The 26,250-nt window shown below is 41.6% G+C and carries 24 protein-coding genes; 17 read left to right on the plus strand and 7 right to left on the minus strand.

Annotated elements, in window-relative coordinates; genetic code table 11:
• The first annotated feature begins 5 nt into the window (after positions 1 to 5).
• The 14 genes from trmD (at position 6) to acs (ending at position 14,219) form a co-directional block, all read left to right on the plus strand.
• Positions 6 to 1,283, plus strand: coding sequence for a tRNA (guanosine(37)-N1)-methyltransferase TrmD (gene trmD, locus LZ23_RS04460; RefSeq protein ID WP_045211949.1), 1,278 nt, complete (start codon positions 6 to 8; stop codon positions 1,281 to 1,283).
• A gap of 238 nt (positions 1,284 to 1,521) precedes the next feature.
• On the plus strand, positions 1,522 to 1,881 hold the full coding sequence (rplS, locus tag LZ23_RS04465) for a 50S ribosomal protein L19 (RefSeq protein WP_045211950.1): 360 nt from the start codon (positions 1,522 to 1,524) through the stop codon (positions 1,879 to 1,881).
• Between the two features lie 111 nt (positions 1,882 to 1,992).
• Positions 1,993 to 2,607, plus strand: coding sequence for a ribonuclease HII (gene rnhB / locus LZ23_RS04470; protein WP_045211952.1), 615 nt, complete (start codon positions 1,993 to 1,995; stop codon positions 2,605 to 2,607).
• Positions 2,589 to 2,987, plus strand: coding sequence for a YraN family protein (locus tag LZ23_RS04475; RefSeq protein WP_045211953.1), 399 nt, complete (start codon positions 2,589 to 2,591; stop codon positions 2,985 to 2,987). The genes rnhB and LZ23_RS04475 overlap by 19 nt, the downstream gene beginning before the upstream one ends.
• Positions 2,932 to 3,768, plus strand: coding sequence for a 16S rRNA (cytidine(1402)-2'-O)-methyltransferase (gene rsmI, locus LZ23_RS04480; RefSeq protein ID WP_045211955.1), 837 nt, complete (start codon positions 2,932 to 2,934; stop codon positions 3,766 to 3,768). Before LZ23_RS04475 ends, rsmI begins: the two co-directional genes overlap by 56 nt.
• The gene (locus LZ23_RS04485) at positions 3,768 to 4,544 is read left to right on the plus strand and encodes a PTS system mannose/fructose/sorbose family transporter subunit IID (RefSeq protein ID WP_045211957.1); all 777 of its coding nucleotides are present in this window, start codon (positions 3,768 to 3,770) and stop codon (positions 4,542 to 4,544) included. The genes rsmI and LZ23_RS04485 overlap by 1 nt, the downstream gene beginning before the upstream one ends.
• Before the next feature lie 60 nt (positions 4,545 to 4,604).
• Positions 4,605 to 4,898 (plus strand): HPr family phosphocarrier protein, encoded by a 294-nt coding sequence (locus LZ23_RS04490; protein WP_045211958.1) that lies wholly within the window; start codon positions 4,605 to 4,607, stop codon positions 4,896 to 4,898.
• Entirely contained in the window at positions 4,899 to 6,665 is a 1,767-nt protein-coding gene (gene ptsP / locus LZ23_RS04495) for a phosphoenolpyruvate--protein phosphotransferase (protein ID WP_045211960.1), read from the plus strand.
• Between the two features lie 6 nt (positions 6,666 to 6,671).
• The gene (locus LZ23_RS04500; RefSeq protein WP_045211962.1) at positions 6,672 to 7,433 is read left to right on the plus strand and encodes an MlaE family ABC transporter permease; all 762 of its coding nucleotides are present in this window, start codon (positions 6,672 to 6,674) and stop codon (positions 7,431 to 7,433) included.
• A 572-nt stretch (positions 7,434 to 8,005) separates the two neighbouring features.
• Complete coding sequence (locus tag LZ23_RS04510) at positions 8,006 to 8,770, plus strand: ABC transporter ATP-binding protein (RefSeq protein WP_084590891.1); 765 nt, start codon at positions 8,006 to 8,008, stop codon at positions 8,768 to 8,770.
• A 65-nt stretch (positions 8,771 to 8,835) separates the two neighbouring features.
• Positions 8,836 to 10,356, plus strand: coding sequence for an MlaD family protein (locus tag LZ23_RS04515; protein ID WP_045211966.1), 1,521 nt, complete (start codon positions 8,836 to 8,838; stop codon positions 10,354 to 10,356).
• Between the two features lie 434 nt (positions 10,357 to 10,790).
• Positions 10,791 to 11,072 carry an amphi-Trp domain-containing protein gene (locus LZ23_RS04520; protein WP_052507118.1) on the plus strand — a complete coding sequence of 94 codons (282 nt, stop codon included), beginning with the start codon at positions 10,791 to 10,793 and terminating at the stop codon, positions 11,070 to 11,072.
• 178 nt (positions 11,073 to 11,250) lie between these two features.
• Positions 11,251 to 12,114 carry a LytR/AlgR family response regulator transcription factor gene (locus tag LZ23_RS04525; protein WP_045211969.1) on the plus strand — a complete coding sequence of 288 codons (864 nt, stop codon included), beginning with the start codon at positions 11,251 to 11,253 and terminating at the stop codon, positions 12,112 to 12,114.
• Positions 12,115 to 12,299: 185 nt separating this feature from the next.
• A complete protein-coding gene (acs, locus tag LZ23_RS04530; RefSeq protein ID WP_045211970.1) occupies positions 12,300 to 14,219 on the plus strand; it encodes an acetate--CoA ligase in 1,920 nt (639 codons plus the stop codon).
• 190 nt (positions 14,220 to 14,409) lie between these two features.
• On the opposite strand, the gene LZ23_RS04535 is transcribed toward acs, so the two are convergent.
• The 3 genes from LZ23_RS04535 to budA form a co-directional block, all read right to left on the minus strand.
• The gene (locus LZ23_RS04535; protein WP_157493107.1) at positions 14,410 to 17,325 is read right to left on the minus strand and encodes an insulinase family protein; all 2,916 of its coding nucleotides are present in this window, start codon (positions 17,323 to 17,325) and stop codon (positions 14,410 to 14,412) included.
• A 543-nt stretch (positions 17,326 to 17,868) separates the two neighbouring features.
• Positions 17,869 to 18,546, minus strand: a complete 678-nt coding sequence (locus LZ23_RS04540; RefSeq protein ID WP_045211974.1) for a M48 family metallopeptidase — start codon at positions 18,544 to 18,546, stop codon at positions 17,869 to 17,871.
• Positions 18,543 to 19,274: an acetolactate decarboxylase gene (gene budA, locus LZ23_RS04545; RefSeq protein WP_052507119.1), complete on the minus strand. Its 732-nt coding sequence runs from the start codon at positions 19,272 to 19,274 to the stop codon at positions 18,543 to 18,545. Before budA ends, LZ23_RS04540 begins: the two co-directional genes overlap by 4 nt.
• A gap of 319 nt (positions 19,275 to 19,593) precedes the next feature.
• Here budA and LZ23_RS04550 point away from each other — a divergent pair, with 319 nt between their 5' ends.
• On the plus strand, positions 19,594 to 20,352 hold the full coding sequence (locus LZ23_RS04550; protein ID WP_045212019.1) for a ParA family protein: 759 nt from the start codon (positions 19,594 to 19,596) through the stop codon (positions 20,350 to 20,352).
• Between the two features lie 687 nt (positions 20,353 to 21,039).
• Here the strand turns inward: LZ23_RS04550 and LZ23_RS04555 are convergent.
• Complete coding sequence (locus LZ23_RS04555; protein WP_045211977.1) at positions 21,040 to 21,459, minus strand: hypothetical protein; 420 nt, start codon at positions 21,457 to 21,459, stop codon at positions 21,040 to 21,042.
• Between the two features lie 136 nt (positions 21,460 to 21,595).
• Between LZ23_RS04555 and LZ23_RS04560 the strand changes: the two genes are divergently transcribed.
• Entirely contained in the window at positions 21,596 to 22,480 is an 885-nt protein-coding gene (locus LZ23_RS04560; protein ID WP_045211979.1) for a ParB/RepB/Spo0J family partition protein, read from the plus strand.
• Entirely contained in the window at positions 22,477 to 23,448 is a 972-nt protein-coding gene (locus LZ23_RS04565) for a bifunctional heptose 7-phosphate kinase/heptose 1-phosphate adenyltransferase (protein WP_045211981.1), read from the plus strand. Before LZ23_RS04560 ends, LZ23_RS04565 begins: the two co-directional genes overlap by 4 nt.
• A 138-nt stretch (positions 23,449 to 23,586) precedes the next feature.
• On the opposite strand, the gene LZ23_RS04570 is transcribed toward LZ23_RS04565, so the two are convergent.
• The 3 genes from LZ23_RS04570 to LZ23_RS04580 all read right to left on the minus strand — a co-directional run bounded on the left by LZ23_RS04570 (position 23,587) and on the right by LZ23_RS04580 (position 26,232).
• The gene (locus LZ23_RS04570; protein WP_045211983.1) at positions 23,587 to 24,132 is read right to left on the minus strand and encodes a type I restriction enzyme HsdR N-terminal domain-containing protein; all 546 of its coding nucleotides are present in this window, start codon (positions 24,130 to 24,132) and stop codon (positions 23,587 to 23,589) included.
• A 155-nt stretch (positions 24,133 to 24,287) separates the two neighbouring features.
• Positions 24,288 to 25,073, minus strand: a complete 786-nt coding sequence (locus LZ23_RS04575; RefSeq protein ID WP_045211984.1) for an adenine nucleotide alpha-hydrolase family protein — start codon at positions 25,071 to 25,073, stop codon at positions 24,288 to 24,290.
• Positions 25,060 to 26,232, minus strand: coding sequence for a homocysteine biosynthesis protein (locus LZ23_RS04580; RefSeq protein WP_045211986.1), 1,173 nt, complete (start codon positions 26,230 to 26,232; stop codon positions 25,060 to 25,062). Before LZ23_RS04580 ends, LZ23_RS04575 begins: the two co-directional genes overlap by 14 nt.
• Positions 26,233 to 26,250 lie beyond the last annotated feature (18 nt).

Here is a 26,250-nt window from a genome sequence, read left to right on the forward strand (position 1 = left end):
TATAAGTGCATTTTCATATTATCAGCATCCTTCCTGAATATTTTACCTCTCCACTTTCCTGCGGTCTTCTTGGAAAGGCTATTGATAATGGAATTATATCCACTTCAATGATATATCCAAGAGACTTTACTCATGATCGCCACAGCACTGTTGATGATCGTCCTTATGGAGGAGGGCCGGGCATGGTCATGAAAGTTGATCCCTTGCTGCAGGCCATCCAAAGCCTTCCCCAAGGATGCACCACTGTACTGCTTACTCCCAAGGGCAAACCTCTTAGTCACTCAACAGCATGCAGGCTTTCTCTACACAATAATATTGCCCTTATCTGCGGAAGGTATGAAGGCATTGATGCCAGACTGGAAGATCTTGCTGAGTTGGAGCTAATTTCAGCCGGTGACTTTGTTTTAAACGGGGGAGAAGCAGCAGCACTATGCCTGATGGAAGCAGTAGCCAGATTTTTGCCTGGTTTTATGGGCAAAGAAGAATCCGTTGGAGAAGAAAGTTTTTCCCATGGACTGCTGGAGTATCCTCACTATACTCGTCCTGAAATATTTCAGAATAAGGAAGTCCCTGAGGTGCTGCTTTCCGGACATCACGGCAGAATTGAACGCTGGCGCAGGGATCGATCTTTAGAAAATACACTGAATAACAGACCGGAACTTCTTGACAAGACCATCCTCAGCAGCCAGGACACCTCATTTTTAAAATCAGTGCAGCGTGCCAAACCCTCACGCAATCTTTACCTGACCTTACTGCACTGGCCGGTACTCAACAAATTCGGCAAATCCGGCACAACTTCTTTGACAAACCTTGACATACACGATATAGCACGCGTTTCCGAAACATTTGGTCTTGGAGGTTATTATATATGTACCCCCCTGAAGGACCAGCAGCTTTTGGCAGAAAGGCTTATTACTCACTGGACAACAGGTCCTGGCAGTAGAGGAAATCCTGACAGGGCTGCAGCGCTTTCAAGAATCAGGGTAGCTTCCAATATTAATGAGGCCATCAAAAGCATTGAGGAAAAAACTGGAGCAAGGCCGCACATTGTGGCCACCAGCGCCAGGGGTGATGGAGATGCCACATATCAGCAGGTCAGGGAAACTCTAAGCAAACGGCCTGTGCTTTTAGTATTGGGCACCGGTCATGGACTCAGCCCGGATATTATGGACATGGCCGACAATTTCCTGAGACCCGTGCGCTACTTGAGCAGCTTTAATCATCTTTCAGTAAGATCTGCTGCTTCCATAATGGTGGACCGCCTCATAGGAGACTATCTTTAGAAATATTTCAGCAAGCCTGTAACAAAAATGCAAGAAATTGCTAATACTTGTTTTTCAGCTCTTTTTCACAGCTTTGACCCTTGGAGCAAGGGGTGTATTTTTTCAGGTTTGATCCCGGTTTCACCGGGTGGAGAGCCTGCAACCAGGAACTTCCGGCACTCAAAAAAAGAATCATTATCAAGCTTGAACTGCTTTCAGGCGCTTAACAGACAAGACAATTCATATTCAGGAGAATACAATGAACATCATGCAAAAAATCCAAAGAGAACAGCTCAGGATGGACATTCCCAAGTTCAAAGCCGGGGACACCGTGAAGGTGCATGTCCGAATTATTGAAGGTGAAAAGGAACGTGTACAGGTTTTTCAGGGAATAGTGTTGCGGGTCAAGCGCGGCGCAACAAACTCCACTTTTGTTGTCAGAAAGATTTCTGATGGTATTGGAGTTGAAAGAGTTTTCCCTCTTAACTCTCCCTACTTGGAAAGGGTAGAGGTTCTCAGCGAAGGCAAGGTCAGACAAGGCCGCATTTTTTACCTGCGCAAACTGCGCGGTAAAGCGGGTCGCATAAAAACCAAAAACACCTGGAACAGACCAAACTAACTACATGCCAGCTTTATCAGCCAGCTGGCGCTTAAACTCATACGCGTCAGCTGGCTCATTTCACTTCCTCCAAATTCCTGCCACATTACCCGATAAAAATTGTATTCACAAATGAGCACTTCTCAAACTTTACAGCCCGGAATCATTGCCGGTACTGATGAAGCCGGCAGTGGTTGCCTTGCCGGACCGGTAGTGGCTGCCGCTGTAATATTACCAAATCCCTGCATGCTTATCGGCCTTACTGATTCCAAAAAACTTTCTGCCTTAAAAAGATCTAACCTGGCTGAAGCTATCAAGGAACATTCTGTAGCCTGGTCTCTTGGATTGTCATGGCCGTCTGAAATTGATCGCATAAATATTCTGCAGGCCAGCCTTAAGTCCATGGTCAGAGCCTTGATGGGCTTGAAAATAACGCCTGAGCATGTTCTGGTGGATGGCAAGTTCACTGTTCCCATGCACATTTCCCAGAAGGCCATCGTCCGCGGGGATATGCTGGAACCTTGTATTTCTGCAGCTTCCATACTTGCCAAGACCTTCAGAGATGGTTTAATGAAAAGCCTTGAAAAAAAATATCCAGGATACGGACTGGCCAAGCATAAAGGATATCCAACAAAAATGCACCTGCAGTCCATAAGAAGGCTCGGGCCTTCCAAAATACACAGAAGATCTTTTAAAGGAGTTCTTCCCATTACCAGGGAGAGACCTTTATGGCTAATCAATACTTAAACACCGGTAAATTCGGCGAACAAGCGGCAGGCTCCTACCTCACTGAAAAAGGTTATACGATTCTGGACCGAAACTGGCGATATCGAAGAGGAGAACTGGACATTGTCTGCACTAAGGATAACATACTTATTTTCGTAGAGGTCAAGACCAGATCTTTTCAGTCCAGAGCAGAGCCAGTTGAAACCCTTGGCAAAGTTCAGAAACAGACACTGCTCCGGACAGCCAGTCATTATCTTTGTTCCCAGGGTCTTTGGGAAAAGGAGTGCAGGTTTGATTTTATAAGCGTAACAATAGCCTCGGAAGTACACATCAATCATGTCAAAAATGCCTTTGAATTCAGCTTTGTGGGTGGTCGCAACGCCCCTTGGCAACCTTGGTGATATTTCATCCAGGGCTTTGGATGTGTTACGCTCTGCCGGGCTGATACTGGCTGAAGACACTCGCAAGACCGGACTGCTTCTGGAGCATCTCGGCATAACCGGCAAAAAATTTCTTAGCCTGCATGAGCATAACGAGGAAAAGCGCGTAATGCAGGCCATGGCAGAAGTAGAATCAGGGGTGGACTGCTGCCTGGTCAGTGATGCTGGTACTCCCCTGATTGCTGATCCAGGATACAGATTAGTCCGTGCTTTCAGATCCAGGGGGATTAATGTTATACCCATTCCAGGTCCATGTGCACCCATTACTGCACTCATGGCCTCTGGACTCCCACCATATCCTTTTGCTTTTCTTGGCTTTACTCCAAGAAAGCAGGGAGATATAGCTTCTTTATTCAGCAAATGGATTACAATATCAGCCACTTTGATTTTTTTTGAACGTAAAAACAGGCTCAACTCAACTCTTGATACTGCATATAAGATTTTTGGCTCACGTGAATTTTGCGTGGCTCGAGAGCTGACCAAAAGGTTTGAAGAATTTATCCACGGGCAACTTGGAACAACTGTTATTGATGAAAACAGTCTTCTCGGTGAAATAACTGTAATAGTTGCCCCGCCCGGCAAGGAAGAAATGAAGACACCCCTGCAGCAAATACAGAACATGATTGATGAATGCACGCGCAAAGGCATGAAAGCCAAAGAAACAGCACGTGCAGTTCACCTTGGAGCGCATGGCTGGAGTACTAAGGCAGTCTATGAATTAATGATCAGAGGTGAGAACTGATGCTTCCTGTCAGCCTCAAAGCACTGGTAACTTGTTTTTTTCGCTCATACCTGACTGCGGCAGCTTTTAATACCAAGGGTATGCAGAATATTGGACTGGCCTATGCATTAGATGCAGGTCTCCAGGAAATTTATAAGGAACATGGGAAGCTGCAAAAGGCCAGACGGCGCCATCTCAAGCTTTACAATACACATCCCATGTGGAATCCGCTGTTAATTGGCCTTTTTCTCTCTCTTGAGCAGAAGATATCGCACAATGTGTTCCCGTCCCAGTCCATGCCCAAGGTCAAATCAACCCTTGTTTTCACTTTGTCCGCAATAGGTGATTCTTTTTTCAGCGGCAGTCTGCTCATTACATGGTCACTGATTACTTTGATTTTGCTTATGTCTGGACTTTATTTTCCAGCCATAATTTTTGGGACAGTTTTTTTTCTCAGCCTGCACCTTTTCAAGGTTTATACTTTCTATATGGGGCTGACTCGCGGCCTTGTCTTTATCAATGATTTAAAAAGGTGGAATTTGATTAATCAGGGCAGTCGGCTTAAAGTCCTGAACTCATTGTTAGCTGTGGCTTTTGGGCTTGTCATTTGGCCGTTTAGCTGGCATTATATACACTTTATACTGGTATTTGCGGCAGGCCTGATCCTGACCTTCCTCTACCGCAGACTAATCTGGATTAGAGAGGTGCTGCTTGCATCTGTGCTTGGATTATGCCTTATTGCCCCGGAATTCCCTTTTTGGCTGCATGATTTTCTGCAGCAGCATTTGACCTGGTAATGTCAAATCCCTCCTTTTGGTGGGACTGAACTTTGAACTCTCAAGTTTGCGAATTATCTCATGGAAAATATTGTGGACGAACAATGCTTTGAAGTCAGTATCAGTTTGGACAGCGAATTTGGACTGCACGCCAGGCCTGCAGCTATTCTTGCCAAAGAGGCTCAAAATTATGCCTCAGATATTAAAATGGTCTTTAATGGAAGTGAAGTAGATGCCAAAAGCATTCTGGACATTCTGACCCTCGCAGTGCCTCACGGCGGTCATTTGGTCATCAGGGCTACCGGTGATGACGCGCAGGAAGCTGTAAAGCGCATTAAAAAACTCATCAATGGACGATTTGAAGGAAATACTTAGATGGCTCATCAAATATTTAAGGGAATACCAGTATCTTCAGGTATAGCCATCGGCAAAACTTACTTTCTCCATCGAGGAACTCACACCTCCACTTTGCGTATGGACATCGAGCAATCTCATGCACCTCAAGAAGTTCAGCGCCTTCAGACAGCTTTTACTGCTGCCTTGCATGACCTTGAAAAAATAAGGGAAAAGATTCCTGGAGAGCTTAAGGAACAGACTGCCATCATTGATTCTCATATTATGCTTCTTAAAGACCGAAAATTTCAGACAGCTGCCCGAAACTATGTCAATGAGCGCTTCATAAATGCTGAATGGGCCCTTGAAAAGTCAGTTACAGATATTGAAAAGGCTTTCAGCAAAATCGAAGATGAATATATTCGAGAAAGAATCCAGGATGTCCGACTTGTGGCTGACCGGGTCAAAAGTCAGCTCTATGGAACTCCCACAGACATAAAATCTCTGACGCAAAGAATGATACTGCTCGCCTCTGATCTGTCTCCGGCTGACACCATAGAGCTGCAGTTAGATAAAATCATGGCCTTTGCTACTGTATCCGGGGGCAAAACCCCCCACGCAGAAATAATCGCCAGATCACTTCAGATTCCCGCCATAGTAGGTATAGAAGGCCTCAGTGATATCCAGGATGGACAATTTGTTATCCTGGATGGGTTCAATGGCAGGATGATTGTAGATCCTTCTGAAGAAGAGCTGGAACATTACACCCAGCTTAAGTATCAGTTTCAGGAATATCAATCCCAGGTCAACCGGAACTGTTATCTCCCGGCCGAAACTTTTGACGGTTATAAAATCAATGTTTCAGCTAATATTGAGCTCTTTGAAGAAGTTGCTGCAGTCATTGACAACGGAGGGGAAGGCATCGGGCTTTACAGGACCGAGTACAGCTTTCTGAACCGAGATGACCTGCCTGATGAAGAAGAGCTCTATGAAGAATACCGTGACCTTTCTTCAATAATTTATCCGCAGAAAGTAGTTATACGCACTCTGGACCTGGGAGCTGACAAAATCGCCACCCAGTTCGGCCCAGTTCGGGAAGCCAATCCAGCACTGGGCATGCGGGCCATAAGATTCTGCCGCAAACATCCTAAACTTTTCAAAACCCAGTTAAGAGCTATTTTGCGGGCCAGCGTACTTGGAAACGTATCCATAATGTTTCCCATGATCTCCGGTCTTCAGGAACTTTTTGAAGTAAAGGAAATCTATTTTGAGGTCCGCCAGGAACTCAAGTCCCAGGGTGTATCCTTTAATCCGGTCATGCCCATGGGCATTATGATTGAACTTCCAAGCGCTGTGCTCATTGCTGACATGTTAGCCAGGGAAGTGGACTTTTTCAGCATTGGCACCAACGACCTGATCCAATACTCTCTTGGCATTGACCGGACCAATAAGCATGTCTCCTATCTCTATCAGCCATTACATCCTGCCATTTTGCGAAGTATCAAATCAGTAGTGGACGCAGGTCACGAGGCGGGCATAGAAGTCAGTCTGTGTGGAGAAGTAGCAGCTGATCCATACTGCATTCCCATATTAATGGGCATGCAGATCGATTCTATCAGTCTCAACCCCCAGGCAATACCTGGAATCAAGCGCATAATCCGCCAGGCCACTATGGATGAATGCAAGGAGCTGCTCAAAAAAGTTCTGGAAAGTGATGATGTTAAAACAAGTAACAAGCTGGTCAAGGAAATGATTTTTACCAATTTCCCTGAAGAGCTTATGTTTTACACTTCGCTGATAGAGGAATAACAGAATATGCTCAGTTATATCGGCAGGAGCACCATAAGTCTGCTGGCTGAAACGGGCCGCATTGCAATGCTCTTTCTCGAAGCGCTGTTCTGGCTTTTTCGTCCACCATTCAGGGTCAGGCATTTTTTCAAGCAACTTGAGTTTATTGGCGTGAACTCCTTGTTTGTTGTTATGCTCACATCTCTTTTTACGGGTATGGTTCTGGCTCTTCAAACCTACTATGCTTTTAGAATGTTTTCTGCTGAAACCCTTGTTGGGGCCACTGTTGCCTTGTCCATGACGCGGGAACTTGGGCCGGTAATTACCGGCCTCATGGTCACCGGCAGGGCAGGGTCAGCTATATGCGCAGAAATCGGAACCATGCGTGTTACTGAGCAGGTTGATGCCCTGACAGTAATGGCCATTAACCCGGTTCAATACCTGGTAATGCCCAGGGTATTGGCCGGATTTATCGTATTGCCTCTTTTAACCATTGTCAGTGATGCTATGGGCATTCTTGGGGGCTACATCGTCGGGGTTCAAATTCTGGATATTCATGGTGGTCTCTTCATGAACAAAATTTATGAATTTGTAGAACTTGCTGATGTTTACAATGGTTTGATCAAGTCATCTGTTTTTGGAGTAATTCTGACCCTGGTAGGATGCTACAAAGGGTTTTACACCAAAGGCGGAGCTGAGGGTGTAGGCCGCTCTACTACTCAGGCTGTAGTCATGTCATCTGTTCTGATTCTTGTCAGCGATTACATTTTAACAGCTATTATGTTCTAATTCGGGCTTTGCCCGCAACCAAAAAAAGATATTTTAACCGCCCGTTCCAAGACTCACTCAAGACGCAAAGGGCGCAAAGGATGAAAAAAGTTTTTTCAATCTGCCGGGGAACGGCAAATTAAATGGCAGCCCGTTTGAAAACTGATGCCCTTTTTTTAAAAATATCTTCTTTGTTGTCTTTAACTTTGAGTCCTTCGCCTGCCCAGTTGAATTGTTCTAAGAGCAAGCCCGAAGGGCATTTAACCGGGGCACATTTGCGGTTCAAATTTTCTTGTTTTTTCAACACGATTGAAAGGTAAGTTACTAAGCTTTTTCCGTGACCCTGCACTGAAAAATGTGGCCCTTCGGGGCAAATGAGACTGCCCACGGAATACTCGGAAAAACACTGAATATAGAAAAGAGACCTTTTCCGTGTCCCTCCGTGTGTTCCGTGGGCAAAATCTCTTGGCTTTCTTTGAAAATGATACAACATAAATGAAACAACATGTTTGTTTGAGATTTCCGCTAAGCGCTTAATGCTGTTGCATGGTTTGGTCCATAGCTGCCTGGTAGACGCTTTAATAACGATAAATATGCAAAATTCACAACAAATCATAGAACTTAAAAATGTCAGCAAATCCTTTGGCTCTTTTGAAGTTCTGAAAAATCTTGATCTTGGCCTGGAAAAAGATAAAGTCAACATCATTATCGGACGCAGCGGAGGGGGTAAAAGCGTACTTATCAAGCACATTATTGGACTTCTTAAACCAGACCAGGGTCAGGTACTGATTCACGGGGAAGATATTGTACCTATGAATGAAAGAGAAATGGCCCGCATCAGAAGAGGCTTCGGCATGTTGTTTCAAGAAGCAGCTCTTTTTGATTCTTTCAATGTCGAGGAGAATGTCGCTTTTCCCCTTGTTGAACATACTCGTAAAACAAATTCTGAAATCAGGGATATTGTTCATGCCAAACTCAGTTCAGTCGGCTTAGCCGGCATGGGGCACAAAATGCCATCTGAGCTTTCCGGGGGCATGCGTAAAAGAGTAGGCTTAGCCAGGGCACTTGTAATGGAGCCAGCCATAGTTCTTTTTGACGAGCCTACTTCCGGACTCGACCCGGTCATGGCTGCAGCCATTAATGAACTTATAGTACGAACGCAACAAGAGTTTGGTGCTACCTGTGTAGTCATCAGCCATGACATAGATGCCACTATGAAAATTGCTGATACAATATATATGCTATATGATGGGACCATCATTGCTCAGGGAACTTCCGAGGAAATGAAGCAATGGGATGATCCTGTTGTCAGACAGTTCATTCGTGGAGAAGCCAAAGGTCCTATTCAGGTTACATGAGCCCCAGCTTTTCACAGCGAACCCAGTTTTTCCAATTGATAATTTGTAACCCATAAATACCCTATATGAACAAAAAAATCGGCGCTGAAGTCAAGGTGGGCTTTTTTGTCCTGGCTGCCATTGTACTTCTTGCTTACATGACTACTCAGCTCACAAGAGGCACCGGGCTTACCAGGGATAGCTACACCGTCTATGCTCTGTTTGAAAACATTTCAGGTCTGAAGACCAATTCACCTGTTGAGATTGCAGGTATTGATGTTGGTACAGTCCGCAATGTTTCTTTAGAAAATAATCTGGCCAGGGTAGCTTTGTCCATCCGTTCCGATGTAGTACTGTATGGTGACTCTAAAGCCACCATTAGAACTCGTGGAGTACTGGGTGATAAGTTTGTTGAGTTAAATCCCGGCAGTCAACATATGGCCAGATTAGAAGAAAATGGAGTCATAGCATACAGTGTTCAGCCAACAGATCTTGACCAGATCATGGCCAGGGTAGGTGATATAGCAGATGATCTTCGTGTTGTATCCAGCAGCGTTGCTCATGTGTTTGGCGGACCTGAAGGAGAAGAAGGCATGCGTGAAGCCTTTGTCAACCTTCGTGATGCTGCTGTTCACCTCAACCAGCTTGTACAGGCCAATACCAGGGGCGTTGAAATGATTGTTCAAAACCTTCAGAACTTTACTTCAGATCTGGCCTCCATCAGTCACAGCAATAAACAGGGAATTGAGCATATCGTCCGAAATTTTGAAACTGCTTCTATAGAGTTGAACCAGACACTGCATCAGGTGAACTCCATTCTCTTAGCTGCCGAACATGGTGATGGACCTGTAGGCACACTGTTACAAGACAGGGAGATGAGCGAGGATATGCGCAGAACCGTGGCTTCTCTTGAAAGTGTCACCCGAAAGCTTGATGAAGGCCAGGGTACACTTGGCAAGCTCATAAGTGATGATGCTACAGGACAAAAAATAGATGATGCTTTGGACGGTATAAATGAATTTCTGGAACGCTTTGACAGATTTCAGACAGTTGTTGACTTTCGATCTGAATATCTATTCGGATCAGGTGACTTTAAGTCATATATGAACCTGACCCTTCAGCCGGCAGCTGATCAGTTTTATCTCCTTTCACTTATTGATGACCCGCGAGGACGTACCAGAACTACAGAAACCACCACCCGTACCCGTGTCAATCAAGGCCAGTGGACCACAACAGAGGAAATTGAAGATAAAACATACAAAAACAGACTTAAATTCTCAGCGCAACTTGCCAAGCGATGGAACGATCTGATTCTTCGAGGTGGAATTATCGAGTCAACTGGAGGAGTTGGAATGGACTACTTTTTGTGGGATGACCGCATCAAGCTGTCCATGGAGGCCTTTGACCTTGGTTCTGATGACAGAGCTCATCTTAAGGCAGGAGCCAACCTATATTTTTTGAATAATTTTTATCTAACTGCCGGATATGATGATTTTATCAGCAAACATTCCAAAAACCGTTCATTCTATGGAGGGCTTGGATTTTATTTCACTGACGAAGACCTGAAATATTTGATGTCATCAGTTCCATTGGGAGCAGTAGAATGATGAGCTGGAATTTTTCTTGTAATTTTTGCTTCAACAGGGTAAATATATACCACCATTTCAAATAATGTGGAGGCGGCTTCCAGCCGCCTGTTTAAAAAGCCTGTAAGAAGCAGGCTGCACCTTTGAATACAGTTACTAACAGGTTCCGTTTCGGGCCGTCCGGTTTAGGAGCCTCTACGCAACTTAAACCAAATTGGCAATAGATTCAAAGCATTATGGTTTTACCTTATATATTGCTTCGTTCGCTTAGGCTCGCTCGCTATGACAGGTTTTCAGTAACTACATCCCTGACAGCTCAGTTGTCAATGCGAGCGAGTCTTCGAGCTCGGCAATCTCTAACATGCGAAGGCTAATCTTTAGTTACTCACAGGCTCGGTCACGGGCCGCTCGGTTGATGAGCTTATAAACCATATCACACAAAAAGGAGTAAAATAATGGAAAAAGTACTTTTTAAGAGTGAAGAAAAGAAACAGACCACCGAAGTAGCTTCTATTTTGCGTATGGTGGCTGATAAGGTTGAATCAGGACGCATTAGTCTCACGCACGGAAGCGATGAAGTTACACTTAGTATTCCCAAAACCGTTACCCTTGAGTTCAAGGTTGAAGAGGAAACTAAATCCGGTAAAGATACCTTAAAAAAATCTCTTGAAATTGAACTGGAATGGTACGAGGGTGAAGACGGATCACCCACAACGGGTGAGGTCAAAGTCGGCTAATTGATCACAACCTCGCGGTGACTGTTTCAATTTCCTGAAAGGGTGCAGACTCGTTAATTTACTGACAGGTTCGGTTCCGGCTCCGGGAGAGGCACTTATCAGTATATCTGAACAGTATACAACCTAAGTAATAAGCTTTTGCATACACTTCAACCAATCGTTTTTTACGGGCAAACATATGTCATTTTTAAAGGCTCTTATAATCCACCCGGAACGTGAGGTCAGCTCCAAGTTACGAGAATATCTGTCCAGTGAATCCCGTGTTAAGGTACTGGGAGAGGCGATGACCTCTTTCGAGGCCCTGGAGCTTCTGGAAAACATTTCTTATGATGTTTTTTTTCTCAGCATCAATCTGCCCAATGGAGTTGATGGCATTGAGTTGACTCAGATGCTGAATCAGAGAAAGACGCGTCCTAACATTGTCTTCATTGCTGACGATGAGCTTATGGCTTATAAAGCTTTTGAGGTAGGAGCAACTGACTATCTCATTTGGCCTTTTTCCAGATCAAGGGTACAGAAAACAGTAGAGCGTCTGCACCGTTTTTCAGCGCAAGCTCGAATTGTAGATCGCAACATTCCTGACAACTCAGATATGCACCAGGAACTGCAGGAGGAAACAGTCAAACTAAATCTTTCTGATACAGATGAGGATTCATTTTTATTGGCACTGCGCCGTGCATGGGATACCAGCCACAAAGGCCGTATGGAAATTGAAAAATTGCCCATAAACTTAGACGGGAAAATGATTCTTGTTCCCTATACGCAAATTGTATTTATAGAAGCTTACGAGGACTACAGTTTTGTTCATACAGCCCAGGATAAATTTTTAACTTCGTATCGCCTGAAAAACTTGGAAGAACGGCTCAATCGATATGGTTTTTTCAGAGTTCATCGAAAGTATCTTGTAAACCTGGAAATGGTAAATGAAATAGCATCATTACCAGGAAGTAATTTTATGCTCAGAACTGCAGGCCGCAAAAAAATTGAACTGCCCATCAGCCGAAGACGAATCAGTGACCTTAAACAGATACTTGGACTTTAATCATCTCGCCGTTTAACCAAATCTTATTGCCTCTAACCGATTAAATATCCAATTTTCTTTTATTTCATTTAAACAGAGAATCAGTTTACCGCACGAATATGGCATAAACAGGCGTCTCAATTTGAACATATTTCAAAAGATAAAGTGATCTTAGCATTACATTGTTAAGAAAGGAGGATGATTCTATGGAAGGTAAAGGAGCCCTTGATTCCCTGCTACAGGAAGAGCGAGTATTTAGACCCCTGCCTCAGATGGTTATTGAGGCAAACATCAACCCACAAGAATATTCTGTGGTGATGAAAAAAACTAAGGACGACTACTTAAGTTATTGGGAAGAAGCAGCCAAGGAGCTTGACTGGTTCAAGAAATGGGACAAGGTACTTGATGACTCTGAACCGCCTTTTTACAAATGGTTTACCGGAGCCAAGTGCAACATTGTCTACAACGCTTTAGACAGGCATATTGAAACAGCCAACAAGAACAAGCTGGCTCTGATATGGGAAGGTGAGCCGGGTGATTCCAAGAAAATGACTTATTATGAACTCTACCGAGCAGTAAATAAGTTTGCCAACGCATTGAGGTCTCTTGGTATTCAGAAAGGCGATCGGGTAGTACTGTACCTTCCTCCTTTGCCCGAAACCATGATTGCCATGCTGGCCGTTGCCAAGGTTGGCGCAGTTCACAGTATGGTGTTTGCCGGTTTTTCTGCCAAGGCGTTAAGGGATCGCATAGAAGACGCAGAAGCAAAACTCATCATAACAGCTGATGGATTCTACCGCAATGGACGCGTTATCAATCTTAAAAGTATTGTAGATGAAGCATTGGTAGGTGGATGTGACTGCTTAGATACAGTAGTTGTTGTTCACAGGGCCAATGTTGAAGTTGAAATGACTGAAATGCGCGATATCTGGTATGAGGATCTGGTCCGGCAGGAAAGCCCCATTTCCGAGACAGAGGTCATGGACTCTGAAGACATGCTGTTTCTTCTGTACAGTTCTGGGACCACGGGCAAGCCCAAAGGTATTGTGCACACACATGGTGGCTACATGGTTGGTGTTCATCGCTCACTAAACTGGGTCTTTGACATTAAACCAACTGATATTTTCTGGTGCACTGCAGATGCAGGGTGGATCACAGGACACAGTTATGTTGTATATGGACCACTAATGGCCGGTACAACCACCATAATGTTTGAAGGGCACCCCTTATATCCACAGGCTGATCGTTTGTGGCATATTGTTGCCCGATACGGCGTTAACATATTTTATACAGCGCCTACATTGATCAGAATGCTCATGCGTTTTGGTGCTCAGTACCCCAAACAGCATGATCTGTCCACGCTAAGACTTCTCGGCACAGTAGGTGAGCCAATTAATCCTGAAGCATGGATGTGGTTTTATAAAAATATTGGACGCTCTGAATGTCCTGTCATGGATACCTGGTGGCAAACTGAAACAGGATCTTTCATGATCAGTGCACTGCCCATATCTCTGCTCAAGCCTGGATCAGCAACCAAACCTTTGCCAGGGATTGAAGCTGATGTGCTTGATGAAGACGGAAATCCAGTACCTCCAGGAAAAGGCGGGTATCTGGTGCTCAAAAACCCATGGCCATCAATGCTTCGCACTCTTTATAAGGATCCTGACAGATACAAGAAAACTTACTGGGAAAAATTTCCTGGTTACTATCTTGCAGGGGATGTTGCCAGAAAAGACGAGGATGGCTACTTCTGGATACAAGGTCGTTCAGATGATGTACTCAATATAGCTGGGCACAGAGTAGGTACTGCTGAGCTGGAAAGTGCCCTGGTATCTCACAAGGCTGTTGCTGAAGCTGCTGTTATCGGAGTACCAGACAAAATCAAGCACGAAGTTGCCAAAGCATTTGTAACACTCAGTGCCGATGTTGATGTGGAAAACACAGACGATCTTATCAAAGCCCTGAAAGGTCATGTCCGCAAGGAGCTCGGTCCCGTTGCAGTTGTTAAAAGTATTGAATTCAGAGAAAAGCTGCCTAAGACGAGAAGCGGAAAGATCATGCGCCGAGTCCTCAAAGCCCAGGAACTTGGTGAAGAAGTTGGAGATACATCTACCCTTGAAGATTAATCAATTAATAATAAAGCCCGGAATACTTATTCCGGGCTTTTCTTTGGAGACTTGCGTCATTTTAGTAACTTACCGTTTCAATCAGTAGAAAAAACTATAAGTGTATTTAACCTTGAAAGAGCTATGATGCCCAGATCATTATTCTTCAAACTTCAGCCTACAGTCTTCAGTCTCAAATGTCGCAATATTCTTATATTATTCTGAATTTATTATCTAAGGTAATAGTTTCAGATGCCTTTTCCACTTGATCATGCCCCCCAATGACACAGATCATGCCAGGGTCTTCCTTAAATGCAGTTTCCAAAGTTCTTCCGAACTCCTGGAAATGATCTAAGGAAGTAGAGAGAATCTCATTTCTCACTTTTTGCCTGTGATCATCATCAATATTTGTCAAATACCTTACAGCTGAAGAAAACCCTTTAGCATCAGGAAGCTGATAAGAGTCCATTTCTCCGATTGCACCTATAACAGCTTTTTCCACTTCATCTTCGTTGAGGTCTTTTCTAATTAAAAATGAGCCACATCCTGCAAAAGCATTGAGCGTTTCAATAATATTGGGATCTCTGTAAGATGCGAAGGTCATTATATTAGATAAATAATCATAACTGCCAAATGCTCCGTAAGCACCTCCCTGTACACGTATTTGATCCCAGAGCCAGCTTGCCCGCAGAAATCTGCTTGCAACAAGACTTGATCCGTGAAAGTTATACTTAGTATTTGCAAGGCTGACAGTTTTTCCAACGTAATTGACCTGGGCAGGTATAAAAATTCCTTCGTTGCCAGCCTCGCAGCATGATACCCAGGTGGAGGTTGATATTTCATGCTTATCAATACTGTCCAGAAAGTTCTCAGCTTCTATCTGATATTTTTTAAGTAAATCATCTTCAGCCGTGATATTTACCAGCATAGCATCTTTATGGAAAAGCAGAAAGCCTATTTCGTTCAGGTCTCGTTTTATTTTATCCCAGTCTTTATCCATCATTTTAATCAGATGTCTCAAGAACAAAAGATAGCTTAATCCAGACATATGTTCCTGAGCCCAGTCTGCTTCACTATACCTTGATTTCAGCCTTAACCCGACAAACCTGTGACCTGCAGGAACTAAACTTTGTTCCATGGCTGATTTTTCTTCCAGAAGAATCTGTTTAAATCTATCTCTGTTTCCTAAATCTACTTCTTTAATAATTTCCCGTATTATTTGAAAAAGATCAGGAACATTGTCGGGCAGTGCTTTTGCTCTTAGAAACAATCTGCACGCACCTGACTTTTGGCCTTTAATGGAATTGGAAAACACCACTGGAGACAAGCCGCCAGTTTTTTGCCTGATTAGTGTTGTCATGTTAACAAAATCTTTATCTTTGGTGCCCATCTCAACCAGGGCCCGACCAAAAAGTGGAATATATGGGAGATATTTTTGTGGAAGAAAATGCAGGTCAAAGCCCAGATCAAAATAATAAATACCATTTGTAGGAAGGGGATGAATCAAAGTTTCAACTCCTTTTAACTCAGTCACCTCCCTGGGAACTGTTTTGACCTTCTCTTCCATATCAGACCTCTGGAGTCTCGGGATACGGGCTAGTTCCTGAGGATCATCTGATGCTTCCTGAAACTGTTTTAATTCTGCATTTTTTTGGATAATCTTATGAATTTCTTCGTCAGTCATCCTTAATCTTGCCTCTTGTAACTGTTGTGTTTCTTCTTCCTGGATCATGGCTTCAAGGCCCTGATCAGGCTCAAGGATAACAACCGATCTATGTTCATTTTCTATAAGGAATTTATTAATCAAGTCTTCAAAAATTCGCTCTCCTGAATCAAGCCTTGTTTTAATATTTTCCAGTACATCAGAAAATTCCATTAAAGTGAAAGGACTGTCATCATAAAGCCAGGTTGTCAAAGCCCTGAACATTACTGCCATTCCCCTGGGAAACGATCCTGTGTTATTTTCTCTTAATGCAAACTCAAGACTGTTAATGGCAGCTTTAATGATTTCCTTGTCTATTCCATCTTCAACGAGCTTTTTAAGAGTAGTTTTTATGAGTCTTTCAACTTTACTAAGGTCCTTGGAATCGATGCCGCGCATCCCTGTTGAGTAGTACATTTGCCTAATGTCCGATTCAAGGCCAACCCCAGCCAAATCTTCTCCAAGGCCTGAGTCGATCAATGCTTTTCGCAACGGAGATCCTGGCATACCCGTCAGAATATAATCCAGAATTCTTAAGTTCAGGTTTAGTTCAGCATCAAAAGTATCAGGAAGAAGCCAGTTGACTGTCAGGAAGGATTTAGGATTGCTTTCGTTAGAAGCACTGTACGATTTAATAACTCTTTGATTCATTTTTAATTTCGTTTGAATCTTAATATCTGAATCGATTTTTTGTAAGTCGAACTGGTCTAAATAATGGCTCAATTTTTCCAAACGTTCATATTCATCATTATCACCATAAAAAAAGATAAAGGCATTGGAAGGATGATAATACTTTTTATGGAAGTCGGTAAAATTTTCATAAGTCAGGTCTGGTATGACCTTAGGATCCCCACCTGCATCGAATCCATAGGTAGAATCTGGAAAAATTGACATTTGCGAATAGTCGTATAACAGGCTTTCAGGAGATGAGTATGAGCCTTTCATTTCATTAAAAACTACGCCTTTATATTTTAGCGGGGCTTTTGGGTCGCTGACTTCATAGTGCCATCCTTCCTGCTCAAATGTTTGCCTGGCAAGCTTTGGGTAAAATACTGAGTCAAGATATACATCCATTAAATTGTAAAAATCCTGAAGGTTTTGACTCGCTACAGGGTAGCAAGTTTTATCAGGAAACGTTATTGCATTTAAAAATGTTTGCAGAGAACTTTTTAACAGCTCTACAAATGGTTCTTTAACGTTATATTTCTTAGATCCGCATAGAACTGAGTGTTCTAAGATGTGCGCTACACCAGTATTATCTTTTGGTGGTGTTCGAAAATTTATACTGAACACCTTGTTTTCATCATTGTTTTGCAGCGATAAAATTCTGGCATTTGTTTTTTTATGTATGTAGAGCCTGGCATGAGAGTTAATTTCTTTTATTTCTTTTTCTTCCAGCAATTCATATTTATCCTGATAACTCACGTAATCCTCCTGATATGTCATTATTTTGTTATTATCCTGGTATTAGTAACTTACACCTCAAACTCTGTTTGCCGTTCCCCGGCAAATGAAAAAACTTCTTTCTTCCTTTGCATCCTTTGCGTCTTGAGTGAGTCTTCCAACGGGCAGTTAAAATATCTTTTTTTGGGTTGCGGGCACGTCCCGCATTAGTAGCTTACCGTTTCAAACCTTTAGAAAAATTCAAGATAGTTGGTATCTGTATAACGCTTTAGGTCTGGCATGGCTTCCTGCCCGGAGGCATACAGTCCGGAGGGGGACTGGCCGGGACCCACTTATCCCAAATAATGAGTCATTTTGAGCACAAATTGATTCAGTGGTTTTTGAGGGAGCATTACCCATTTCTAAAAACTTGAAGACTGAGTTGTATGTCATAGCTATTTTGAGGTTAAAACCCGAATGTAACAGCTTGACTCGGAGACTGCCCTCAATTGACTTTTCAGAAACGCGTAACGCTCCCGTTTTTGACTGCTGGCTCATGCTAAGATTTTTCTTTATCTATTTTCATCAGTCTTCAAGAAGCAATTTTTTCCTCTCTTTCCAATCAGGCAAAAATGCTGTCATCAATGTCTTGAAATTATGATTGTGAGACGGCTCGATAAGATGCACCATTTCATGCACCAGCACATATTCCAATGCCTCTTTATCTAAAACAAACAGCGCGGTGTTAAGGTTTATCTTTTTTTTCCTGATATTACATGAACCCCACCTTGTCTTCATTTTTCGAGCTTGCAGCCTATTTACCTGAACTCCGATTCTATTTTCCCATTTTGTCAGAAGCACCTGAGCTTCTTCAATTAGTTGTCTCCTTGTCCAGTCATATAGAAGCTTTTTTTTCTTTTCTAAATCAAAACCTCTTCTCATATACACATTTATTCTTGACCGCTCCATAGATATACTATTTTTGTTTTGGCCTTCCCGATAAACAATTTTATGATGTTTACCCCAAACATGTAAATATTCAGGTAAAGCCTCCTGTTTGTCTAATAAAGTCTTCATACTTTTGAATTTCAACACTTTCTTAGACAGCCATTTCTTATGCACAGACAGATTTTTTTGGATCTGATCCATAGTCATCAGTTCTGGAGCAGTTACAACAACTTCACCATCAGGAGGATATACCCTGATGTACATATTTTTGATTTTTTTAAACTGAACTTTTATTTGTATTTTTGAATATTTCATTTGGCTTTTTTCGGCATTTTTTCTGCAACTTCCAGATCTTCTTTAACATTTCTGGTAAAATCAGCAGTTAAATATTCAAAGCTGAAAGGCAAGTCCATTTTCAAGGACTTAAGTATCTGGATCCCTATTCTCATACGAATTGGTTTACAGTTCAGCAGGTGACCTCCGTAACTTCTATCATCAGATAGAAAATGCAAGTGAGTTCCTGTAACATTTATTGAACCCAAAAAGTCAGGAGTGTAAAAACCAGCTAATGTACCTGAAATTCCATTTCTCATGAACAATTGCTGATCTTTAGCCACTTCTGCGAGAGGGCGATAATGATCCTGCTTTGCTACCGACCGAACTGTCATACTCTCAAAGTCTCCATCAATCCATAAAGCATACATCATATTTTTTGATGGAACAATTTCTTTAATCATTGCCATTAGTCGGTCAAAGTCTTCAATATTGTAATTGATTTCCTCGCTAAGCATCTCATGAAAGTGCGTAACGCAGGCAAAAGGAGTGCACGCATCTTTATCAGGTTCATTTACTCTCCCATCACCAGTTATTTGATATGCTTTACCTCCAAGAAGCATTAACTCCCCATCTAAATCATTGAAAGTGCCAAGCCCAAAATCGCCGTTACGCATAACCTGTTTTAGTGTTTTATTTTCACGATAAATTCCTTCCACCAAACTGTTAACAGGTGCTGAAACATATAGCGTATCATCAAATTTATCCATTTTATACAATTCTCCATCAGTGTTTTGATTTCCAATTTATCATAATTATTTGAAATTCGTAGCAGTACAGCCATTTGCATGTGGCACGGCTTCCTGCCCGGAGGTTTACAGCCCGGAGGGGGACTGGCTCTTTCAGCCCTTGTTTTATTAAGTCTGTGTTTTACATCAACAAAAAACAAGGGCTGGGGTGCCTGTCCCCTGCTTTCCTTAGAAAAGGGCTAAACTATTACGAAAATTCTTTGACTTGTCATTTGCCATCTTTTGAAATAAATTAAAGTTACTCGATGTTTCACGTGGAACATTTTCTTTGGAGGAAAAATTGAAAAAAATAATTGTAATTGCCAATCAGAAAGGCGGGGTAGGGAAGACTACTACTGCCGTTAATCTGGCTGCGTCAATAGCTGTGATGGAAAAAAAAGTTCTTCTAATTGATTGTGATGCCCAGGCTAATGCTACAAGCGGTTTAGGATTGTCTAAAAGCGACGTACACAAAAACTTATATCAAGGTCTGTGCAATGAAGCAAGTTTTTCTGAAATTGTATATGATACAGAGTTAAGGTTTTTAAAACTAATTCCATCTTCTCAAGATCTTGTAGGGGCAGAGGTTGAGTTAATCAACAGGGAAAACAGGGAATACTTTCTCTATGAGCTTATTAAAGACAATATTGATGAATTTGAATATGTTATCCTTGATTGTCCGCCTTCGCTGAGTATAATAACCATTAACGCTCTTTGCGCTGCCAATAATCTACTCATCCCTTTACAATGTGAATATTATGCTCTTGAAGGCATCGCACATTTATATCAAACATATGAACTGGTCAAAAAAAGATTAAATTCGGACCTGGACTTACTGGGCGTAGTTTTGACCATGTTTGATAAACGAAACAAGCTTGCACATCAGGTGTCAGAAGAAATTAAGAAGCATTTTAAAAATAAAGTTTTAGAGACTGTTATTCCAAGAAATGTCAGGTTATCTGAAGCTCCAAGTCATGGCAGGCCAGTAATTTCATATGATATAAGATCAACCGGTTCACACGCATACCTTGGACTGGCAAGAGAGATTATGAAAAAATAATATGCATTCGCAAAGACACCTTAGCTGTCAGGCATGTAATTGATTGAAATCTGACATTGCGATGGAGCTTAAGCGATGGAAACAATGTGTATGGTAATACCACGTTGCTCTGAATTGGTTACCGGCTTGATTTTAACTACTTTGAGCCTCTTCACCCGGGGGTCTAGACCGAAACTGTGAGTAACTTACACCCCTCGTTCCCAGGCTGGAGCCTGGGAACAAGAAAACAGACTTAGCACGTTAGGGATTGCCGCGCTCGAAGACTCGCTCGCAATGACACCTGATCTGTCAGGGATGTAATTAATCAAAACCTGTCAGCCACGAGAGCATAAGCGAGCTAAGCAATCTGTTTGGTTAAACCATAATACTCTGAACTTATTAGCAAAAAGATTGTAGTTACTTGTAAGCTCCTCTCCCGGCGATACCAGGACCGGACTTGTGAGTAACTTTACGAGTCTGTCACTTTTCTGGAAATTGGGACAGTCCCCGCGAGGTACTATAAAAAAGATTGATGCTGCATTGGTTCCTGGAAAAAATTTGCTTAAATGATAAAATTTACACAGCGAGGGACAGTCCCAGTGCCAAGTGCAAAGTTCCCATCTTTGACGGAACTTTTCTGGCAAATGTGCATTAATCATATGCAAAAAAAATAAAACAGCGATCAATATGATACTTTGAAGCTTGATTCTACTTTACTTGGCAACCAAAAGGTGTGCACTCATAGCAAATATGATCCTTGAAATGTTTTTTACTGACTCTATAATTACAGTGATTACATTTGAAGGATACAAGGCCACCAAGGTTAGCGGCTTTTAAAGTAAACTTTTTAGGATCATCGATTGTCCAGTCATGGGTGTTAGCCCCACAATTATCGCATTTAACTACTTTTTCCATGGGATAGTTAAAATCCCAGTAAGATAGGAATTGTTCCCAATCTGCTATTGGTTCAGCCATGGGTTTACTTTCTTTAGACCTGGCAACTTCATCTGGAAAAAGAACTGCTTCTAATTGTGACTCGTGCTTAAACCAGATTGCAGCCTTGATATAAACTCCATGCAATTGACCGTTTTCATCATAGAGTGGTTGAACATCTTTTTTTGTAAACATAATTTCTCCTTATTGATATTGGTTTTATTTACCTGATAATGATACACTTTTGGTATCTACTCACCATTGCTTGCAGTATTGTTTTATAAATTCTTACAGGAAAAAGTCAAAAAGATAAAAATTAACAGGATAAAAAATGAAGATTAAAGATAAAGGACTTGGTAAAGGGTTAGATGCGCTAATACAGCCTGACTTCTATGAAGATGATGAAAAAGAGAAAGAAACCAGGCAGATCAGTATTAATAAAATTACACCAAATCCTCATCAGCCACGGAAAAAGTTTGATGAAAATAAAATATTGGAACTCAAAGAGTCTATTGAAATACAGGGAGTAATTCAACCAATAATAGTTCGCAGAAACAATCTGGGTGAATATCAAATTATAGCGGGCGAGAGAAGATGGAGAGCCAGTAAAATGGCTGGTCTTAAAACCATTCCGTCAATTGTTAGAAAATATTCTGATACTGAAGCCCTGACCATTGCCCTGATTGAAAATTTGCAAAGAGAGGATCTTAATATCATTGAGCAGGCCAAAGCACTGGATCAATTAAAAAATGAACTGAATATTAATCAGGAACATCTGGCACAAAAAATCGGGAAGAGTAGGTCAAATCTGACGAACACACTCAGGCTGTTAAATTTGCCTTCTAATATACAGGACCTGGTAGCTGAAAATAAGATCTCAGCTGGGCATGCCAAGGCATTACTTGGGCTTAAGAATATCGATGTACTGGATGAAGCTGTAGATAGTATAATCAATAAAAACCTGTCTGTCAGAGACACGGAACTGCTGATAAAAAAATTAAATAATCCTGATGATAAAAAAAATATACAGTCCAATACTCATGATAAAGAGTTAAGCAAAAATATGAGTAACCTCATTAAATCCAAAATAAATAAAAATTTAAAGGTAAAATTTAAAGGTGACAAAAATAAAGGTCAGCTGGTCATAAATTACTCCAGTACTGATCAATTGCAGGATGTTCTGAATCTGTTTGGGATGCATGAAGGAAATAAATGATGAACGGCAGAACTGACACTTTACTGAACTTGATAGACAGACAAAACAATATCATCATTGGTGATATAATACTTGATCATTATCAATGGGGTGAAGTTTCAAGAATTTCACCAGAAGCACCTGTGCCTGTGGTTGTTGTAGAAAATGAAACATATCGCCTGGGTGGAGCTGCAAATGTAGCCAGAAACTGTAAAGCAATAGGTGGTTCACCTTATCTGATTGGAGTTGTTGGGTGCGACAGTCACGCTGATATGATTGAAAAGCTTCTTCATGAAGAAGGGATTGATTCAGGAATTTTAAGGTCAGATAACAGGAGAACAACAGTAAAAACACGGGTTATGGGGAATACTCAACAGATTGTGAGAGTTGATATGGAATCCATTAACCCGCTTAACGAAAGTGAGCAATTACAACTTCAGCAATTCTGGAACGAATCACCAGATAGTGATTTTGTCATCATTTCTGATTATGGGAAAGGGGCCATTGATGATTTTATTCTGAAAATGGTAAACAGAAAGATTATAATTGATCCCAAAAATAAAAACTTTGCCAATTATCACAGAGGATTCATCATGACTCCAAATCTGAAGGAAGCGCGGGAGATGAGCGGGATTGATATACAGTCACGAGAAGATCTGATTACTGCGGGCAAGAATATAATAGACAGGTGTAATTTAAATTATCTGTTAATAACCATGGGACCACATGGTATGGCTCTTTTTGATGAAAATAAAGTTGTACAAATCAAAAACAGTGCACGCACTGTTTTTGACGTAACAGGTGCTGGAGATACAGTTATCGGGGTTCTTTGTTCGGCTCTGGAAGCAGGCATAGACTTAAAATCAGCATGTATTATAGCAAATACTGCTGCTGGGCTGGTTGTTGGCCAAATTGGGACTGCAGCAGCTTCAAAGTCCGAAGTCCAAAAAGCATTGGTGGATATTAGTATGGATATTGTTGATGACTGATCAAATGGGAGCATTACGCGTTTCTGAAAAGTCAATTGGGGACAGTCCCGAAGCCAGGGAAAGTCCCCGAGTCAAGCTGTCACAACCTGGTTTTAACCCCTAAACAGCTATGACATACAACTCAGATTTAAAGTTTTTTCAACTCATGCACTGATCTGTGCAGCAAGAGTCGCTTAAGGCAAACATTGCATAAACTATCCTGGACTCTTTGTTTTTTCGACTTTCTGTAAGCTCAAAAGCAGGGGCTTCCTTATATAAAGCCTGAAGTTTACTCCAGTCAGGTATGCAGTGATAACCACGACATAAATCCTTTTTATCAGCTGTGCGTATTAAAGCAGCGTCCTTACAATCAGTGACAATAACATATGGTATGGGTTTGCCATTAAATATGCGCGCTGCGCATACGAACTGCGTAATGAATGTTGACACAGCACCTGGACAAAAACCTATGAGTAACGCTGGATTGTCATCAATGTGAATAACAAAATCTAAGCAGACTACATAATGATCACTGCCTAAGGTCAGATTCAATTTATATTTAGGAACTATAGCTGTTTTTGGATAGCCTTTCTCTTCGACCATCAAAGCTGCGAGTGACTGTCTTAAGTCTTCATAAGTTGTCAACTCAATATTTTCGCCAGTTAAATAATCAGTAATAACCTGATTAAGACTTACTTCATGCATTTATAATATCCTTTATGTTTATGTAAATGGATCCACAACCTGTTTGTCACAGCAATTTTGGGTATAAAATCTGACTCGAACGCAAAAGCACGGAAACTGACATTGGGACTGACCTGAATGTAATTTTTAGAAACGCGTAAAGCTCCAACTGACCCTTATTGACGATCATAATAACCACTAATCTTATTAAATGAGAGTACTTCGAGATTAAAGGGAGTTACACCGACAACTTCAGCATACTTATAAAAATCGTCTGATATATCAGTAAATCGGTCATGTTCACTGATATCAAGTTGAAAGAGATATTTTTCTGCTGTAATTTTTCTAAATCTGAAACCTCGAAAATGATTGCGAAGCAGGTAATTTTCTACACTTCTAATTTTTATTACCTCAAGATAATCAAGAGGTAACTGGTATTCAAATCGACATAATATACACGACCTTGAAGAGTTGGCTGAAAAGTTGAGATTATATCTCCGGGCACACTCTCTGATATTTTCTTTAGTAACAGATAAATCTGCAAATGGAGAGATTATACCATTAATTTGATTGGCTTTTATGCCTGGCCTGTACAGATTAAGATCATCATAATTCGTTCCGTCAATAACGTTAAATTTATCTGTATAATAATCTTGAGCATATTTAAACATTTTCATCTTGCAATGAAAACATCGCAGGGTATCATTACGTACTACCTCGGAAATTTGTCGGTAGTCATAAAAAAACAGGTCATGTTCTATGTCATGTAAACTGGCAATTGATATAACAGATTCTATTTCGTAGTCTGTTAAGTGCGGGCCGATCATTGTAAAGCCTGTAAATCTTATTCCACTTTTTTTAAGAATTAAGGCAAGTGTAGTACTGTCCAAACCTCCTGACATGGCAAGAGCTAAAGGTTGAAGTTCCTGCAGATATGGGTACAGCCTGTCAATTGGATTCAATTTGTTCCTGGGGTTGTGTTAAGATAAATTCACCATTTTCTATAAGTTCCTTTAAATTATCTGCAATTTCCAGTGACATGGAATAACTGGTTAATGGAACTGTGGAAACTTTTTTGTCAAAAAGTTCAATTTCGCCTGATTTGAGGTCAGCGTAGGTAATATATTTTAAAATTTTAGATTTTCCTGCTCCATAATCATGGCCATAATCAACAACAGGCATATCAATGTCAGAATCGGCTACACCGGTGAACCAGGCAAGGTCTTCGTTAATAATTGGAATAGGAATACCAATTCCAACGGAAAGTGAGCATCCATAACCGGCAAAACTGATTCCACGCAAATATCTCGGATTCATTTCCTTGAGATTGCCCTTAACCATCAGCGTTCCTGAAGGTAATTTGGGAATACCTCGTTCATTGCGCGGGGGTGAGGGATTATGTTGTGTACCGGAGCCTAATACATAGCCTGTGGCACCACCAATTAGAATTTTGGTGCCAAGTCCTATTGTCAGAAAATAAGGGTCATTGAATAAAGGGCTTAGTTCTCCGGCTGTTGCAAAGTTGAGATTGCCCATATTTGCTCTGAGAGGACCCATATATGTATATTTAATTTTATTTGTCAGATTTACCGCACAATTGTAGTTCTGGTATGCATTACGCGGATTAAGAAGCAAGGCATTGCGCATTTCAGCTAAGGTTATATCTTTTTCAAGATGAGTGCGAGGATAGCAGTCAGTGCCATAAGCAGTAGCTTTTAACCGAACAGATTTACCTTTTACCAGGTCCTCAATTACGTGACCACCTCCGTACTTAAATTTCCCAGGATAAACCTTATTCAGTGGATCATCTTCTGATGTCTCTGTGGCTCCGAGAAGTGCATCTACAGCGGCAAGACCAGAATAACAAGGTACTCCATTCAACCAAGTGTGTTGAGTTTTTATAAGTGGCGGCTGCTGTCCAATATTAAACAGGGCTGCTGATGAACACATAGGGGAAAAAGTCCCGGTTGTAACGACATCGACCTTTTGAGCAGCCTTGACCTTTCCCTGGGTTCGTACTAATTTTGTCATTTCACGGGCATTAAGGACAACTGCTTCTTTTGCGCGAATCTTCTGATTTATCTGATCAAGTGTTTTGCTTACAGAATACTTGTCTTTCATTTATCCTCCGATTTATTA

Source organism: Desulfonatronovibrio magnus, from assembly GCF_000934755.1.
Classification (GTDB): domain Bacteria; phylum Desulfobacterota; class Desulfovibrionia; order Desulfovibrionales; family Desulfonatronovibrionaceae; genus Desulfonatronovibrio; species Desulfonatronovibrio magnus.